This is a genomic window from Corynebacterium sp. HMSC063A05, assembly GCF_001809695.1.
GTDB classification, from domain to species: Bacteria; Actinomycetota; Actinomycetes; order Mycobacteriales; family Mycobacteriaceae; genus Corynebacterium; species Corynebacterium amycolatum.
The window spans coordinates 307,836-323,625 of the sequence record NZ_KV798496.1 but is presented as its reverse complement, the minus strand read 5'-3'; the positions used below and the strand labels follow the sequence as shown (position 1 = coordinate 323,625).

Annotated in this window: 13 protein-coding genes and 1 riboswitch; of the genes, 8 read left to right on the top strand and 5 right to left on the bottom strand. The window is 57.9% G+C overall.

The annotated features are described in order from the left end of the window. Window positions 1–166 precede the first annotated feature (166 nt). Window positions 167–466 (bottom strand): hypothetical protein, encoded by a 300-nt coding sequence (locus HMPREF2651_RS11075; protein ID WP_246817328.1) that lies wholly within the window; start codon window positions 464–466, stop codon window positions 167–169. Window positions 467–1,352: 886 nt separating this feature from the next. On the opposite strand from HMPREF2651_RS11075, the gene HMPREF2651_RS11070 reads away from it, so the two are divergent. Continuing rightward, on the top strand, window positions 1,353–1,520 hold the full coding sequence (locus HMPREF2651_RS11070; RefSeq protein WP_224433626.1) for a hypothetical protein: 168 nt from the start codon (window positions 1,353–1,355) through the stop codon (window positions 1,518–1,520). Window positions 1,521–2,010: 490 nt separating this feature from the next. On the opposite strand, the gene HMPREF2651_RS10755 is transcribed toward HMPREF2651_RS11070, so the two are convergent. Beyond that, window positions 2,011–2,664, bottom strand: coding sequence for a hypothetical protein (locus HMPREF2651_RS10755; RefSeq protein ID WP_049180844.1), 654 nt, complete (start codon window positions 2,662–2,664; stop codon window positions 2,011–2,013). 260 nt (window positions 2,665–2,924) lie between these two features. After that, window positions 2,925–3,046, top strand: a riboswitch (TPP riboswitch). On the opposite strand from HMPREF2651_RS10755, the gene thiC reads away from it, so the two are divergent. The 3 genes from thiC to HMPREF2651_RS03110 all read left to right on the top strand — a co-directional run bounded on the left by thiC (window position 3,045) and on the right by HMPREF2651_RS03110 (window position 7,771). Continuing rightward, complete coding sequence (thiC, locus tag HMPREF2651_RS03120; RefSeq protein ID WP_070585970.1) at window positions 3,045–4,751, top strand: phosphomethylpyrimidine synthase ThiC; 1,707 nt, start codon at window positions 3,045–3,047, stop codon at window positions 4,749–4,751. (Overlaps the previous riboswitch by 2 nt.) 380 nt (window positions 4,752–5,131) lie before the next feature. Further along, complete coding sequence (locus HMPREF2651_RS03115) at window positions 5,132–6,115, top strand: HtaA protein (RefSeq protein ID WP_239663040.1); 984 nt, start codon at window positions 5,132–5,134, stop codon at window positions 6,113–6,115. A 312-nt stretch (window positions 6,116–6,427) separates the two neighbouring features. Next, the gene (locus HMPREF2651_RS03110; RefSeq protein WP_239663039.1) at window positions 6,428–7,771 is read left to right on the top strand and encodes a glycosyltransferase family 87 protein; all 1,344 of its coding nucleotides are present in this window, start codon (window positions 6,428–6,430) and stop codon (window positions 7,769–7,771) included. 2 nt (window positions 7,772–7,773) lie between these two features. Here the strand turns inward: HMPREF2651_RS03110 and HMPREF2651_RS03105 are convergent, their stop codons facing one another. Then, the gene (locus HMPREF2651_RS03105) at window positions 7,774–7,971 is read right to left on the bottom strand and encodes a hypothetical protein (RefSeq protein ID WP_049180842.1); all 198 of its coding nucleotides are present in this window, start codon (window positions 7,969–7,971) and stop codon (window positions 7,774–7,776) included. Window positions 7,972–8,235: 264 nt separating this feature from the next. Between HMPREF2651_RS03105 and HMPREF2651_RS03100 the strand changes: the two genes are divergently transcribed. The 3 genes from HMPREF2651_RS03100 to HMPREF2651_RS03090 all read left to right on the top strand — a co-directional run bounded on the left by HMPREF2651_RS03100 (window position 8,236) and on the right by HMPREF2651_RS03090 (window position 12,517). Next, window positions 8,236–9,618 (top strand): M18 family aminopeptidase, encoded by a 1,383-nt coding sequence (locus HMPREF2651_RS03100; protein WP_049180841.1) that lies wholly within the window; start codon window positions 8,236–8,238, stop codon window positions 9,616–9,618. Between the two features lie 135 nt (window positions 9,619–9,753). After that, on the top strand, window positions 9,754–11,169 hold the full coding sequence (locus HMPREF2651_RS03095) for a M20 metallopeptidase family protein (protein WP_049180840.1): 1,416 nt from the start codon (window positions 9,754–9,756) through the stop codon (window positions 11,167–11,169). Between the two features lie 4 nt (window positions 11,170–11,173). Then, entirely contained in the window at window positions 11,174–12,517 is a 1,344-nt protein-coding gene (locus tag HMPREF2651_RS03090) for an alpha-amylase family protein (protein ID WP_049180839.1), read from the top strand. Window positions 12,518–12,684: 167 nt separating this feature from the next. Here HMPREF2651_RS03090 and HMPREF2651_RS03085 read toward each other — a convergent pair whose 3' ends face one another. Both HMPREF2651_RS03085 and HMPREF2651_RS03080 read right to left on the bottom strand, forming a co-directional pair. After that, window positions 12,685–12,882 (bottom strand): hypothetical protein, encoded by a 198-nt coding sequence (locus HMPREF2651_RS03085; RefSeq protein ID WP_038628285.1) that lies wholly within the window; start codon window positions 12,880–12,882, stop codon window positions 12,685–12,687. Window positions 12,883–12,970: 88 nt separating this feature from the next. Further along, complete coding sequence (locus tag HMPREF2651_RS03080; RefSeq protein WP_049180838.1) at window positions 12,971–15,022, bottom strand: DUF2339 domain-containing protein; 2,052 nt, start codon at window positions 15,020–15,022, stop codon at window positions 12,971–12,973. A gap of 158 nt (window positions 15,023–15,180) precedes the next feature. On the opposite strand from HMPREF2651_RS03080, the gene HMPREF2651_RS03075 reads away from it, so the two are divergent. Further along, window positions 15,181–15,789 (top strand): ECF transporter S component, encoded by a 609-nt coding sequence (locus HMPREF2651_RS03075; protein ID WP_049180869.1) that lies wholly within the window; start codon window positions 15,181–15,183, stop codon window positions 15,787–15,789. Window position 15,790: the final 1 nt, after the last annotated feature.

Below are 15,790 nucleotides of genomic sequence, written 5' to 3'. Positions count from 1 at the left end.
GGTGCTGATTTAGACCTAAAACTTCAAGAAAAGTAAGCCGATCCCGCCCAAGGAGCCGGTGAAAAAGTGTCTAAGTTGCAGGCGTTGTTGAGGTGCGAATTCACGGACGCCGTTCGATCCCCCCGTGGCGTCGGAGCGGGTAAAGATCAGCTTGAACGCGCTGACTTTACGCTCGGACATTGTGGCCAATCACCGCCGGGATAGTGATTGGCGCATCCCCGAAAAGTTCCTTCTGGTATTCGTTCTGCTCGAAAGCGCCGGCATCGTTATCCCTGATCGTGGCCACGTTTGTCAGTTTGCGTGCCGACGGTGCGGAACCCTTTTGGAGCAGTCCGCCACGGCTGCCCGCAGTGGTGGCCGCGAAAGCCCCTGCGCCACGGTTTCCAGCAGCGGCGCCCGCGGTTCCGCCAGCAGCACCCGTAGCTCCGGTAGCAGTACTGTTGCGCGCGCTGATTAGGGAATTCATCAATCCACTTCCGCGCTGTCCAGAGCTATTCGAGGCGTTTGGTAAGGCAGAACCAGCAACCCCGGGACCCAAGCCGGTTCCCATCCCGCGCCCCACTGTTGGCGCTGGCATACGACCGGGACTCAAAGATGAAAGTCCCGAGGCCGGTGGACGGGGGCTTGCGTTTCCAGAAGACGGCAGTGCCGGGATATTGCTCGCTGGTGTGAGCCCCGCAGTGCGTCCTGCGCCGAGGGAGCCAGCCGGTCGGTTGCCGTGAACTCCGTAAGGCGAGACTCCTTGCGGTGATGTGCGTTGAAGTGGGGCGCTCGCTCCCGAAGGAGCGACCATGGCTGGATTCACCGCATTCGGTTGAGCCATGGCTGATGTGCTGGTCGGGGATGTTGGCGAGATTGTGGAGCTCGTTGGGCTGCTAGGTGATGCTGGGTGCACAGGGGTCGCAGACGGATTTGTGGGGCTCGACAAAGTCGAAGTGCTCGGTTGCAAGTGCGAAGGAGCGGAAGGGCTCGCGGTTGTGGATTGCGGTGTCGGAGAATCCGGAACAGTTGAGGTGGCACCAACTGGTGCGCTGGCGGCCTGCATGCTTCCAGCCATCCCCGCAGGCGAAAGGCTGAACTGGCTAGTTCCAGAACGCCCGGCGACTGTGGCTCCAACGGACACCTCGGCGGTCACACCACTTCCCGCATCGGCAGAAACCAGGTTAGGAATTCGGGGAATAGCGGTCTGTAGCTGTGCGGTATACGGACCAGAGAGAAAGGCTGCTACCTCGGCCTGTTCAAAAGCCTTTTGCGCGCCAGGGTTTGGGAGTACTTTGGACTCGGCTTCGATCGCTGATAGTGCATTGACGGCCATCGCCTTCACAGATGGCAATACGGCAAGGTGCCCGGCCATGACCTCAGATGCGGTGGCGATGCTGGTAGCGCGTGCGGCCAGACCTTTCATTGTTGAGTCCGCAGCAGAGAAGACAGCACCGCTGTTGCTCGACACCAAGCCGGATGAGATGGAGGTTAGATTGCTGGCCAACGTGGTCATAGTGTCGGCGAAGTTATTCCAGTAGGCGATTGCCTCGGCTACGGCACCGTCGTTTGTTGAGGAAAACATGGATAGTAGGGACTTCGCATCGAGACCAAGTTCCGCGGAAAGAGTGACTGGCGCGAAAGTGAGACTTCCAGCTTCAAACATCGGCCGACGCTGAAATACACCGCTTGTGCGCGCTACTTCGGCAAGGGAAGCGCCGTCACCATTGAATGGGTTAATGCTTCGAAGAATCCGATTCATGGTGGATTCGTGTTCAGTGATTACGCGACGGAAATCAGCGAGATTCGTTTGCGCCCACGTGAGCTGTTTGCCCAGAGACAAGCCGACGGCGGCAGAGCTTCCTGAACTGCCGGAAATTGCGAGACTGTGTTCTGTCGCTACCAGCTGGAGTGACGGAACCTGTGAGTAGCCGGCCAAGTTTGGCTGCATAAACCTGGAACCGCTTGCTAGAACATTCGTAATACTGAACTTCTGGATTGCAGAGTCGATTGTTGGAATTACGGCATGCATCATGATTCTTCCCCCAAGTAATCAATTAACAGCTCATTTACGGGAGCGCATAGTCGGTGCTGTGGGTCAGGGCTATCTTGTCCGGTTGTGTCGATAACGAATCCGAGAGCCCCTTGTTCTGTTTCGACAGAAGCAATGCAGGCGGAACTTCCTAGAGGTTCTGTTTGAGTGAATGTCACCCAATTGAAAATCCCTTCGTGATGAGCCAAAGGCTCGGCACTGTAGCGTTCGAGTTGTGAGTGAGCGACCGCAGCATGCCAGATGCTCAGCAGGCCGGAAGCATCGGATTCAATAACGCAGCCAATCTGTTTATTTCCTTCGATTCGGCCCTCCATGTACGTCTGCTCCCGGAACCCCAGCCTGTCTAAACGCCCCATAATCTCCGGGTCATCACACGGATTGGTCAGTACGAATTCAGGTGCGTCGTAGTTGTAGTGCCCATCGGGGCCAAGTGGAGCATCACCGGGTTCCGGCGGATTGTTGGGTGGAAGCACACCCGCAGGTAATGTCACGCCCGAGTCAGTAGTGATGGTTGTCGCATTGTCGCCGGCAGGCTGAACGTCCTCGCCGGATGTCGTCGTCGATGCGCAACTAGTCCCAGTTATTCCCCATAGAAGTGCTGACAGTAGGGCGGCAGTAGTCGCCTTTTTCAATTTTCCCTCCCCAAAGAATTTGTGTGAGAAAGATATAACACTGCAATCACAAGTGCGCTTGTTGAGAAGCCGAAAAATAGAGCAGCTGTGGATAACTTTTTAGGGGTGTGGACAACGCGGTCGCCGCGAAAAACAGCGGCGCTGCACAGCCACCACCTGCGCCTTTGAAGTGCGTTCTCCGTACCGTCGTCAAGCGTTGGCGGTAATCGAGGGTGTAATGACCGAAGTAATCCGAACGATTGGTTAGACTATGAGGCGCATTACAAAACCACGGGAGTGCCAACCGAAATTCCGGCACTGAGAGGACGCTAGGGATCGAGCGTCGACCGGACGAACCTGAATCTGGGTAATACCAGCGTAGGAAAGGGATGTGTTGCTTCATGGCCGCACGTGTATCTGTATCCGCTCCGCCGAAAGAGGGCGAGGTTACAACTGGCCCGATTTACCGCAGCAACAAGCGTTACGACGAGGTTGCGTTCAGCAACGATTTCGGTGAGGCGAACCTGCGCGTTCCAGTCCGTCGAATCAATCTGACGGACGGCACTCACTTCGATGCATATGACACCTCGGGTATTTACACCGAGGAAAACCCGGAACTGAACCTGAAGGAGGGGTTGGCTAAGACTCGTGACTCGTGGCCGAAGGCTCCGGCGGTGCCGGCGGTTGCAGGCTCTGAGGAGGCCCCGAAGGTCAAGACGCAGCTGGCATGGGCTCGTGCGGGAATTGTCACCCCGGAGATGGCGTTCATTGCCGCTCGTGAAAATGTGGATCCGGAAGTTGTTCGCGAAGAGGTTGCTGCAGGACGTGCCGTGATTCCGGCCAACCACAAGCACCCGGAGACCGAGCCGATGATTATTGGCAAGCGCTTTGCCACCAAAATCAACGCCAACATTGGTAACTCGGCTGTGACTTCGTCCATCTCCGAAGAGGTGGAGAAGATGGTGTGGGCGACCCGTTGGGGCGCGGACACCATCATGGACCTGTCCACCGGTAAGGACATTCACGAAACCCGCGAGTGGATTCTGCGTAACTCCCCGGTGCCGGTTGGTACGGTGCCGATTTACCAGGCGCTGGAGAAGGTTAAGGGTGACCCGGCCAAGCTGACCTGGGAAATCTACCGCGAAACCATCATTGAGCAGTGTGAACAGGGCGTGGACTACATGACCGTTCACGCGGGTGTGCTGCTGCGCTACGTGCCACTGGCCGCCAACCGCGTTACCGGCATTGTCTCCCGCGGTGGTTCGATTATGGCCGCATGGTGCCTCGCGCATCACCAGGAGAGCTTCCTCTATACGCGCTTCGCTGAGCTGTGCGACATTCTGGCACAGTACGATGTCACGTTCTCCCTCGGTGACGGCCTACGTCCGGGCTCCATTGCCGACGCTAACGATGAGGCCCAGCTGGCTGAGCTGCGGACCCTCGGCGAGCTGACCAAGATCGCTAAGTCCCGCGGCTGCCAGGTCATGATCGAAGGCCCAGGCCACGTTCCGATGCACAAGATCGCTGACAACGTGAAGTGGGAAGAGGAGTGGTGTGAGGAAGCTCCGTTCTACACCCTCGGCCCGCTGGCAACCGACATCGCGCCGGGCTATGACCACATCACGTCGGCTATCGGCGCGGCAATCATTGCGCAGGCTGGTACCGCCATGCTCTGCTACGTCACGCCGAAGGAGCACCTGGGTCTGCCGAACCGCGACGACGTCAAGGTCGGCGTGATTACTTACAAGATTTCCGCGCACGCCGCTGACCTGGCAAAGGGGCTGCCGCGCGCTCAGGAGCGTGACGACGCGCTGTCGAAGGCCCGTTTCGAGTTCCGTTGGCATGACCAGTTTGCACTGGCTCTGGATCCGGACACTGCGCTGGATTACCACGATGAGACCCTGCCCGCAGAGCCGGCAAAGACCGCGCATTTCTGTTCCATGTGTGGTCCGAAGTTCTGCTCCATGCGTATTTCCAAGGATGTGCAGGACTACGCGAAGGAACACGGCCTGGACTCCGTTGAAGCTATCGAGGCCGGCATGGCTGAGAAGTCCCAGGAGTTCACTGATCAGGGCGGTCGCGTCTACCTGCCGATTACCGCGGAGTAATTGGTTGCGTCAAAGCTGCTGAAGCAAGCCGCGGTCGAGCTCTATTGGGCTTGGCCGCGGTTTTCTTTTGCTCTCAGCCATTTCTTCCAATCTCAGCGTTGGGACTCAAACGGGGGTGGATAAGGCGCGCCTTAATAAATAGGTTAGGTGAGCCTAATATACAGGTGTACATTGCTTGTATGCACAGTCTGAAGTTCCTGATTTTCGATCATTCCCACCGCCATCTTGCGGATGCTCACGAAACTCGCCTTTCGTCCGGCTCCGAATCATCGCCCGTTGGAGAAGGCAAGCGTCGACCGGTGAGGCAGAGTGCGCGCAGAGGTGTTACTGCGGTTTCGCTGTCCGGTGCCATGGTCCTTTCGGCGTTTGTATCCCCAGCAATGGCTGAAACTGCGAAGCCAATCGTGCCAGACAACTTTCCCAATGTGATTAATCCAGCGGAGAACTTTCAGCCGCAGAATCCGCAGTATGTTGAATCCCCGGAAGTTACTGTCACTTTTGAGGACGGCACACCAGCTGAAGGTGCCACGGTTCATCGCGGCGATGTTCTTATCGTTCGCGGTAGTGGTTTCAATCCGTCGGCCAACCGTGGTGGTTACCCGCTTCCAATTCCTCCGGGTGTGCCCAATGGTGTTTACGTTCTCTACAGTGCGTTCCCAGACTCCTGGAAGCCAAGTGAAGGTGCTCCGTCCTCGTCGCGGAAACATCCGCACGACAACATTGCTTGGGTCACTCCGGCTGGAACTCTCGAGGCAATACCGAACCAGGGTGTCGACATGCGACGTTCTATCGCTCGTCAGGCTACCCCGATGGCGGATGACGGCAGTTTTGAGGCCCGCATTGTTGTTGACCCGCCGGAGACTCCTGCCGGTGATAACTGGGGTATTTACGTCTACCCGGCGGCAGGCTCCATTAATGAGGCCGAGGAAATCTACATCCCGTTGAATTATTCCGATGCTCCGGGCAAGAATGCCCCGGCTCCCTCCAGCGAGGATTTAGTCATTTCTGTGTCTGCGCTGGAGAAGGTATTCGGCGCACTGGGCGGTGGGGTCACTGCCAAGAATGGTGCCCTAGAGCCTGAGGCCGGTGTTGTCTCATTTACCCGCGACAATGACAACAGCGATGCCGAAGGGGAGAGCTACCGCGGAGAAGTTCACATCACCGCGAAGTTCAGTCTGGTTCATGTGGTCGTCCGTAATCCACGCATTGAGGAAGGCCCGACCGGAAAGATTATTACCGCAGAGGTCTCGCAGGGCTACGACGTCGGCCCGGATGAGATGGAGCGCATGCCCATAGCCGCTGTGGTCAACAGCGATGGAGATCAGCTGATCACGACTATCGGCACTATTTCACAGATTCGATAGTCCTCCGGCCATCACGGCCGCCAACTGTCGTCCTCCTGGCACTTTGTTCAAAGTAAGCCGTCATACCTTGTGGGTTCTTGCGGGTTGTAACCACTGCCGTATTGGAATCACTACATTAGATAGAGGCGCTTACCAGCGATGAGGAGGAACGTGGGACGGCATAGTCGGGCAGAAGGACCTGTGTCACAGGATGGAGCATCGTCACAGGCTGCGGAGTCGCAACGTGCTGTTGCGAAGTCTCGGTCACAGGTCTTGCGAAAAATGTGGGCTCGCAAACCCAGTCAGGCCCCCGCGCTGGCGCAATCGCCTGTGATGAGCTGGCCTCTTATTCTGGTCTCGCTGCTCGGTGGTCTTGCCTCGCTGTTGGCCTGGAATGGTCGTACTCAGCCGGACGATTGGGCTTCGCTCTGGGTAGGCGGGCTACTTATGGACAGGGGACTTGAGTCCCATCTCTATGACGCCGATCCAATCGATTTCACCGCCATGAGTGGAGAGGTCTGGCCACGCCTGGCGCAGGAAGTGTCTGCGCCATTTACGCATCCCTTTGTGCAAAACCCTTTGTTCGCAAAGGCTCTGGGAGCGATATCCCACGTCATGAGCTTTGAAACCTCGGTTGCTTGGTTGCTCTTTCTCTCTGGAATGGCCGTCGTGGTCCTCGTCGCAGCCTCCTACCACCTGTGGTTTCGGTCCACCATGCCCTGGGGTATCGCAGCGCTGGTTACCGCATGCGTATTCGCTCTGCCGACCACTCTTAATTCGTTCTGGATCGGTCAGACGACACCGCTGATTGTCGCGGGCGTCGCCTATGGTCTTGCTGCCTCGCGCACTCGTCATTGGCTCGCGGGCATCCTGCTCGGCATCGTCGCATCCATTAAATTGACTCCGTATGCGCTCATCGCTGTGATGCTCTTTTTCGCTTATCGACGGCGCGCAGCCCTCTGGTCGCTGGCCACCACGGCGGTACTGGCGGTCTGGATGTTTATCCGCGTTGATATGTCGGTGATTTCGGATTGGATTGATCGAATCGGCGACATTGGTTCATCGGTCTTGGTCGGCGGTGCGAATCAGTCGTTGGCGTCGACTTTAGCCACAGACCTGGGCAAACCTGATTTATTAGTAACAGTGGTTCGTGATTACCCGAGTCACGTGAAAACGATTCCACTGTGTATTGCGCTTGGCGTGGTGTTGATGGTCACGGCAGTTGCGTGGTTGAACCCGGTCTACCGGTTTGAATTTCTGATTACGGGCGCTTGGCTTATTGCAGCCACATTCTCATCGATTCTTTGGACCCACTACATGTTGATGCTGGTCACATCTGTGTTCGGTTTGGCCGCCATGGCGCGGACCCGATTGACCAGACAGTGGCCGTATATCGGTATTGCGTTGCTAGTGGTCCTGCTGACGTTTCCTGTGACAAACCCGATTGCTGCTACGCCATATACCGGCGGATTTATGTATTCGGGGATTACTGCGATGCTCTTGACGCTGGCATTGATGCTAGTTATTGGTGGCTGCCACGCGTTTGCGGTACATCGGTATGGCGATGGTGATACAGGCGAGGTTGGACCTGGTTTTGGCAGTGAATTAGCTGCTGTGGAGACGTTGAAATTTCCTCAGCCAGAGCCAATGGTCTTATTCGACTTGAGGAAGCGCTAGATTTAGCGGCTCAGCATAGAGACGATGTCACGGGGAGACATGTCGCTGTAGATCTCGTTCCGGGTGCTCTTAACTTGGTGGCCGAAGTGGACTGCGTTAGCGTCACTGCTGGTGTCGCGGGCAAGAGCCTCGCGCAGCGGCTGAGAGAAGAAGGCGCGCTTGGTAGTGAAAGAACGGGGGAACAGGTTTTCAAGGCTCACGGTATAAACCCTTTCTGTGGTCGGAATCCGGTCGGGACTCCGGTTTGAGAGTTTCTGTATTCAAATGGTTTTCTTTGATGCGGTTGCCACTATATGTCTGAATATGCCCGATATCGAGTTAAAACGGGCAAAAGTGACTAAGCGGATACCGTTCCCAACATGAAAGCTGCATCACACTGAGGACCGGCTTAATACTCGGTCACGGTCAGTTGTGGGCTCCAATACAATGAAATGCGGAATCAATTTTGAAGTAGGAGTTTGGCTATGGCTATTTCTTCGGCACCCACCCCTGAGTCTCCGGATTCGGCGGATACCTCGGACGCGGCATCGCGCAGCGTTCCGGCGGCAGCGCTCAGTCACGTTGAGGATCTAATTGATTTTGTGGCTGCGTCGCCAAGCTCATTTCATGCGGCACAACAGGTCGTTGACCGTCTGAGTGCAGCCGGTGCCACGGTCGTCGACGAGCACGAACAGTGGCCAAGCGAACCCGGTGCCTACGTCCTGCGTCGCGATGGCGCCGCCGTTGCTTGGATCGTCTCGGAGACACCGGCTGCCGATTTGACCGGTTTCCGTATTGTGGGTTCCCACACGGATTCGCCCGGTTTTCGTGTGAAGCCCAACGCGCGCACCTCCGCCGCAGGCTATGCACAGGTCGCCGTCGAAGTCTATGGCGGCGCGCTGTTGGGAAGCTGGACCGACCGCGAAATTGAGTTCGCCGGTCGTGTAATTGATAAAAATGGCAATGAGCACCTTGCTCGCACCGGCCCGGTCGCGCGCATCCCGCAGTTGGCTATCCACCTCAATCGTGCGGTTAACGAAGAGGGGTTGAAGCTCCACAAGCAGAATCACACTGCACCGATTATCGGAATGGATACCTTCGGCACCGATGTGCACCAGGTCATCGCCGATGCAGCGGGCCTGTCTATCGACGACATCGTCGCCTGGGACCTCATTTCCTTCGACACTCAGCAGCCGCGCACCTTCGGTGCTCACGATGAGTTCCTGGCTTCAGGCCGGCTGGACAATCTGCTCAGTGTTCACTCCTCCCTGGTCGCCTTCGAGGCCTTGCTCCGCCAAGACTGGAGCACGTCAACCACTATCCCCGTCATGGTCGCTTTTGACCACGAGGAAGTCGGGTCCGCCTCCACCACGGGCGCTGCAGGGCCACTGCTTGCCGACGTTCTGTCCCGCATCGCAGCGGCCACAGGCGCTGACCTGGAACGCACCCAGCAGCTTTACCGCGGTTCCATCTGTCTCTCTGCCGACGGCGCACACGGTGTGCACCCGAACTATGCAGGTGAACACGAGCCGGGGCACCAGCCGGAACTCAATGCTGGCCCAGTGGTGAAGATCAATGCTAACCAGCGCTATGCCACCACGGCGGCTGGTCAGGCCGAGGTTGTCCGAATTGCAGCGGAAACCTCCAAGCGCATTGGTCAGGAAGTGCCGGTGCAGTATTTTGTCTCTGCGAACCATAAGCCATGCGGCTCCACTATCGGCCCAATCACCGCAACGCGACTGGGTATTGACACCATTGATATCGGAGCTGCGATGGTCTCCATGCACTCGGCGCGTGAGATGTGCGGCACGATTGATCCATGGTGGTTGGCCGAACTCACCGTGGATTTTTGGGGTGCCGGAAACTAGCAGCTCGCTGGCAGCGCTTAAGTCACCTCTAGCAGGGGAGATGTCGGGGCGCTGTGGCCGTCGTGAAGCGAAAATGGGTGAGGGAATTTCCGTAGCTGCTCGTCGTGGAGTCCATTTTCTGTCATGCTATGAACCATGACTGATGCTAACGACACCCTGCCGTCGCACCGCCTTGAAGTACCCATCGAAGAGGCGGTGGCATGGCGTCGCCAACTGCACCAGAATCCGGAGCTGAGCTTCCGGGAGTACCGGACCTCGGACATGATTGAGGATCTGCTCAACCAGTGGGACATCCCGACGTACCGGTTGACCCCGACGTCCGTAATTGGCGTCATCGAGGGCACAGCAGGCGACCCCAGCACGGGCCGTGTGATCGGCTACCGCGCGGATATTGACGCGCTGCCGATTCAGGAGGAAACGGGACTGCCGTACGCCTCGCGCACGCCGGGTGTGATGCACGCCTGTGGTCATGATGTTCACACGGCGATGCTGCTGGGCACTGCGAAGGTGCTTTCCGGAATGCGCGATCAGCTGCACGGCAAGGTGCTGTGCATCTTCCAGCACGCCGAAGAAATGCTGCCGGGCGGGGCTCGTGAGCTGGTCGACAAGGGTGCCGCCGATGACTTAGATGAGGTCTATGCCTTCCACGTCGCGCCGCATCCGGTGGGGCATGTTGGGATTTGCGCTGGGCGAGTGACAACCATGTCGGGCATCGTGTCCATCGCCATTCGTGGCCGTGGCGGACACTCCTCGAACCCGCAGCTGTCGATTGACCCGGTGCTCATCGCCAGCGAGGTGACTCTCATGCTGAACACGATTGTCTCCCGCGATGTGGATCCGAAGCACATGAACATTGTCAATGTCGGCTCACTGCATTCAGGTGAGGCCGGCAACGTGATTCCGGATACGGCCAACCTGGAAGTGTCCATCCGCTCGGTGGATGAGGCCGACTGGGAGATTGTCTGCCAGCGTATCGAGGCCGTCGTCAACGGCGTCTGCCAGGCTCACGGTGCACAGGCGACTTTCGACTGGCAGATTCCGTACCCGATGGTGGTCAACGCCGACATTGCGGTCAATCGTGCTTGGCATGCGGCGACGAAGGCGGTTGGCAAGTCCAAGGTGTTCGCTGCCGATCCGTGGGCTCCTTCGGATGATTTCTCGTATTTTTCCCGTGAAGCGCCGGGCTGTTACATGTTCCTCGGCACAGGTGGCCCGGAAGCGGGTAATCCCTTCTTTCTTCACAACTCCAAGTTTAAAATTGTGGAGAGAGCCATGGTCAGCGGCATGCGCACGGAAATCCAAATCGCGCTGGATGCACTGAACCCGTCGAAGAGCCAACCGCCGGAGCGCCCTGTCGCATCTCCGACCATGCCCGCAGCAGGTTCCGTGCCTCCACGGCCGCGGAATGCAGGCCTTGGCACGCCGAAGTCGCATGCGGGCCAGGCGCGGGCGTCGTCAAGCGAATCGGCGGGGGAGACCTCACCGACCCCTGAGGCTGCGACGGCACCAGATAATTCCAATCAGCCTCAGGCACCTAGAGAGGATGCATAGGACAATGTCCACTACCCCCAACGCCCCTGATAAGACGCTCGCTGCCGCCGCACCTGAGTGGACGAAGTGGGCGATTGGATGGCACGTCTATCCACTGGGGTTTGTGGGAGCGCCCATCCGTGAGAAGGATCGAGGCGCCGCGCCGGTCAATCGAATTCGCAAACTGATTGACTGGCTGCCCTACGTCCAGGAACTGGGACTCAACGTCCTGCAACTGGCACCAGTTTTCGAGTCCACCAGCCACGGCTACGATACCGAGGACTACTACCGCATTGACTCGCGACTAGGCACCGAAGAGGACATGAAGGCCGTCATCGAAGCTGCCCATGAGCGCGGCATCAAAGTGCTTTTCGACGGCGTCTTCAACCACATCGGGTCAGAGGCGCCCGCGCTGAAGACCGCGAAGGAAAACCCTGACTCTGAAGAAGCGCAGCTCTTTGCGTTTACGCACTCAGATGGCGACATGACCGCGCCGGTGTTTGAGGGACATGAGAGTTTGGTCGAATTCGATCACACCAGTGACGCGACTGTTGATTTTGTCGTGAACGTCATGAATTACTGGCTGGCGCGGGGGATTGATGGCTGGCGCCTGGATGCGGCCTACGCAGTGGATCCACAGTTCTGGCACAAGGTTTTGCTGCGAGTGCGTGCTGAGCACCCGCACGCTTTTATCTACGGGGAGGTCATCCACGGCGACTATGCGGAGATTGTGTCGGTGTCCGGCATGGACTCGGTGACGGAATACGAGCTGTGGAAAGCGACCTGGTCGGCGCTGAAGGAGGAAAACTTCTTCGAGTTGGACTGGACTCTGAAGCGCCATAACACCTTCGCGGAGTCTTTTGTGCCGGTGACGTTTGTGGGAAACCACGATGTTTCACGCATTGCGACACAGGTAGGGGCCGACAAGGCCGTGCTGGCGGCAACGGTGCTGTTTACCGTGGCCGGTGTGCCACTGGTCTACTACGGTGACGAACAGGGCTATACCGGTCTCAAAGAGGAACGCATCGGCGGTGACGACCAGGTCCGTCCAGTGTTCCCGGATAGTCCGGAGGAACTCTCTACGCTCGGCGAGGCTCTCTACCGCTCCTATCAGCAGCTCGTTGCGTTGCGCCGCCGATTCCCATGGCTGCACTCCGCTCGCGTGGAGACTGATGAATTGCGCAATGGTTTCCTTCGCTACCGCGTGACCGCGACCGATGCGGCGCTCGTGGACGATGCTGCCGGGGCCTCGGGTGAGGCTGGAGTTTCCGGCGAGATGCCCTCGCTCATTGTCGAGCTGAACCTGGAAAATGGCGCAACCAGCGCGGTAATCCGTGATGGTGTCCACGTGGAATTTGAGTTTTCCTAGGCTCTCATCGTGGCTCTAGGCTGCCCCAGAGAACCAAAACCGCCCGGACACCATGGCCGGGCGGTAATTCTTTCGCGCCCCATCGATGAGTGGGCACAAGGGGTAGTGACTGCGTTTCTGTTTGCTAACTACCTCGGTTTTCGCAGTTTCAATTATTGAATCTGCAGTTACATCTCTGCGGTCTCAGCAGGAGTCATCTCGTCGGAGGGTGCCGGTGTGGTGGCCTTCTGCTCGAAGGTCTCCGACGGGTTGGCCTGGTCGCCGACCTTTACGTCCGAGTCAACCTCGTTCGGGGGAGAGCAAGCGACCAGGGCTGCTGCGGCAATGGCGGATGCGGCGATAGCGCCGGCGATGCGGTTACGCATGGATGTGGCTCCTCTGTCGGAAAAACAATAGCTACAAGGGCTAATGAACTTTTCTCACATTATCTTAAAGCAATATCTTAGAGGATTCTTAACGGCTTGCGGGAACCAAGGGGCCAATCGCCCCCGCGCCGATGCATAGCGTTGCCCCCGGAGTCGCCTTTTCCACATCGACACGGAGAGTATTTCCGCCACCGTTGAGGTACGCATAGCGCGGCCGCAGATCGTTGTTCATCTTCACGACCGTGGAACCAGCGCGGGTTTGCTCTTCAGTCTCGAAAGGATTGGGTAGCGACAGGCGCACATCCATGTCCTCAGAGGCGGTGGCCGGGAACTCAAGCACCCAGTCACCGAGCTTGATAATGTTCTCAAGCTTGATGTCCTCCGACGCAGTGCCGTCCTCACCAACTGTGATGTGATGGCCACACTGCTCGACAGGGCCATCGGTGACCCGGGTGATCTCGGAGACCTTGGCGTCGATAAGCGAACCGTCGGTATTGAACATGCGTGGGTGACCGGTGACGCGCTCAAATGGTGGGCGATCGGCGACCGCATCAAAAACGCGCGAGTACATGTTCATCGGAGCGGCGACGGGCACGAGAATCTCGAAGGGGACGGGCTGGTCAATGAGGTTGTAGTCGATCGCCTTGTCGGGGCCAGCGGCGTCGGCCTCCTCACGCAGCGCGGACAGCGACGCCTTGGTGTTGCCGATCCACTCCATTGCGATGTCATCAGACCAGGCATTGCGGTAGGTAACCACGGAAATCGAGGAGGTGACAGCCAGTGCGACACCCAGCGACCAAATCAGAATGTGCGTACGAGCCGGTAGCAGAGCCGGCGCCTCGTCCTTTGGCGGGAGTCCCGCCAGGGAGATCGCGACACAGATAGCGATTACGAGCGCGACATCAGAGTAGTAGTGCAAAGTGTGCGCCAGCACGCCGGAGGTGTTCTCTCCCGAGCGGAACAGGGTGATGGCGAACAAGGTGGTGAACATGTACGCCACCGATAGCGTCCACGGAGCCCAGCCACGGTAGTCGCGGCCAATGAGGGTGGCAGACAGAATCAACAGAATAATGCCGCCGAGAGTAATCAGCTGAGACGAAGCGGAGGCAAACGGCTGTCCCGGGGCCCAACGTTCCCAGCTTGTTGGCCCGCCGATGATGCCGGCAAAAATCTGGCCGAGGCCGTTGAAGAACAGTTCGGGCTGTAGCTTGTCAGAAATGAAGCCGGTAGTTTCGGCGGGGCCGAAGTAGTACCACAGTGCCCAGGCGCCGGTCAGCAGCATCGATGGGATCCAGATGACTAGGCCGCGACGGAGAACCTGCAGGATATTGCTGCGCTCCATGTAAGCCAAAGTGATGACAACCAGCATCGAAATCGGTGCGATAGCCAGGGACTTCTCAAAGAATCCCAGCGCCACTGCCAGCAGTACAAACAGACCAGCGGCTTCCCACGGGCGGGGGCCGAAAGAACGACGCATAGTGGTGCGAATAGCGACAATCATGAAAACCACGAATGCCAGGTGGAACGGCTGGGAATTGGCCGCAGCCGACCACCAGGTGTCTCCCGGAAGCATCAGCGGAGTCCAGGCGACGACCGTGATGAGGAAGAGCGACACCAGCGTGCGGCCAGTGAGAAGCTCAAAGAGCTTAGTGGTGGCGTATGTCAGCGCTACCGACATCACGGCCATGGTGATAGCCGGCAGCCACCAGTTCCACGGCGCAATGAGGTGATAGAGGCCTTGCACCAGGAAGGCCAATGGTGCAAGGTGCCCGTCGTGGTCCTGAAGCAGGTAGTCCTTGCTCAGCAGCGAGGTGTCGTAAAGGTGGCCAACGATGATGAAGTCATCCCAGTAAAAACCATGGCTAGTCAGAACCAGAATGCGAGCGACAAGCTGTATCGCAATAACAACTCCGATGAGTGGCCACCACTGCTTCGCAGACAGGTCAAGTCTCTCGCCCCACGTCAATGAGGGCATGTAGTATGGGCGAGAACTTTCCTGCTCAGCGGTGTTGTCAGCACCAGGGAACTCGGCAGTTTTCACTGCGGAATCCGCGGCTGTCCTCTCATCGCCGACTGTCGGCGGATGAGGGGTTTGGGCAGTTGGGGTATCTCCAGTAGATGACCGCTCGGCTTTAGTCATGGTTCCTTATGTTATCTAGGCCATCTGCTGGGCGCGGTAGGGTAGGCAAAAGTTAGTGCTTAGGGCGTGTCGGCACAGGCCCCATATGCCGCTAATGAATACATCAAAATCTTTTGAGCAATATCGCTCGAGTTAAAGAAAAAATGGGAGCAAGTGAGATGACGCAATCGGCGAGTGCAGCACGCGCTAACTTCTCATGGCGCAATATTGACATCATCATTGCAGCTGTTATCGGCGTGGCCGTTGGCCTGATTTTTGTTATCTGGAACATCATCGGCGGTGCGGGCTATGAAGCAGTCAACGCGCTTACTCCTGGCCTTGGCGGTTTGGTCGCGGGTATGTGGTTCCTCGGTGGGCCACTCGGCGCGTACATCATTCGCAAGCCGGGTGCCGCTATCTTCGTTGAGGTAATCGCAGCGACAGTTTCAGCACTAATCGGTAACCAGTGGGGTATCCCTACCGTGTACTCAGGTTTGGCGCAGGGGCTCGGCGCGGAGCTGGTGTTCCTCATTCTGGCGTATAAGAGCTACAACCTGGCCACCGTGGTTATCTCCGGTCTCATGGCAGGTGTCGGCGCGTGGACCTATGAGTTTTTCACCGGCAACCTGGCCAAGACTTTCGAATTCAACATCATCTACCTGATCTCCACGGCGCTGTCTGGTGCCGTCCTCGCCGGTCTGCTGGCTTACTTCCTGGCTAAGGCACTGGCGGCAACTGGAGCGCTGGATCGGTTTGCCATCGGGCGAGAGCGGCACGGCGACGTCTAGG

What these genes read in the sequence shown, in the direction of transcription:
- HMPREF2651_RS11075 (WP_246817328.1), bottom strand. Translation starts at nt 466, where the DNA reads ATGAATTCCCTAATCAGCGCGCGCAACAGTACTGCTACCGGAGCTACG.
- HMPREF2651_RS11070 (WP_224433626.1), top strand. Translation starts at nt 1,353, where the DNA reads ATGACCTCAGATGCGGTGGCGATGCTGGTAGCGCGTGCGGCCAGACCT.
- thiC (WP_070585970.1), top strand. Translation starts at nt 3,045, where the DNA reads ATGGCCGCACGTGTATCTGTATCCGCTCCGCCGAAAGAGGGCGAGGTT.
- HMPREF2651_RS03115 (WP_239663040.1), top strand. Translation starts at nt 5,132, where the DNA reads ATGGCTGAAACTGCGAAGCCAATCGTGCCAGACAACTTTCCCAATGTG.
- HMPREF2651_RS03110 (WP_239663039.1), top strand. Translation starts at nt 6,428, where the DNA reads ATGAGCTGGCCTCTTATTCTGGTCTCGCTGCTCGGTGGTCTTGCCTCG.
- HMPREF2651_RS03100 (WP_049180841.1), top strand. Translation starts at nt 8,236, where the DNA reads ATGGCTATTTCTTCGGCACCCACCCCTGAGTCTCCGGATTCGGCGGAT.
- HMPREF2651_RS03095 (WP_049180840.1), top strand. Translation starts at nt 9,754, where the DNA reads ATGACTGATGCTAACGACACCCTGCCGTCGCACCGCCTTGAAGTACCC.
- HMPREF2651_RS03090 (WP_049180839.1), top strand. Translation starts at nt 11,174, where the DNA reads ATGTCCACTACCCCCAACGCCCCTGATAAGACGCTCGCTGCCGCCGCA.
- HMPREF2651_RS03085 (WP_038628285.1), bottom strand. Translation starts at nt 12,882, where the DNA reads ATGCGTAACCGCATCGCCGGCGCTATCGCCGCATCCGCCATTGCCGCA.
- HMPREF2651_RS03080 (WP_049180838.1), bottom strand. Translation starts at nt 15,022, where the DNA reads ATGACTAAAGCCGAGCGGTCATCTACTGGAGATACCCCAACTGCCCAA.
- HMPREF2651_RS03075 (WP_049180869.1), top strand. Translation starts at nt 15,181, where the DNA reads ATGACGCAATCGGCGAGTGCAGCACGCGCTAACTTCTCATGGCGCAAT.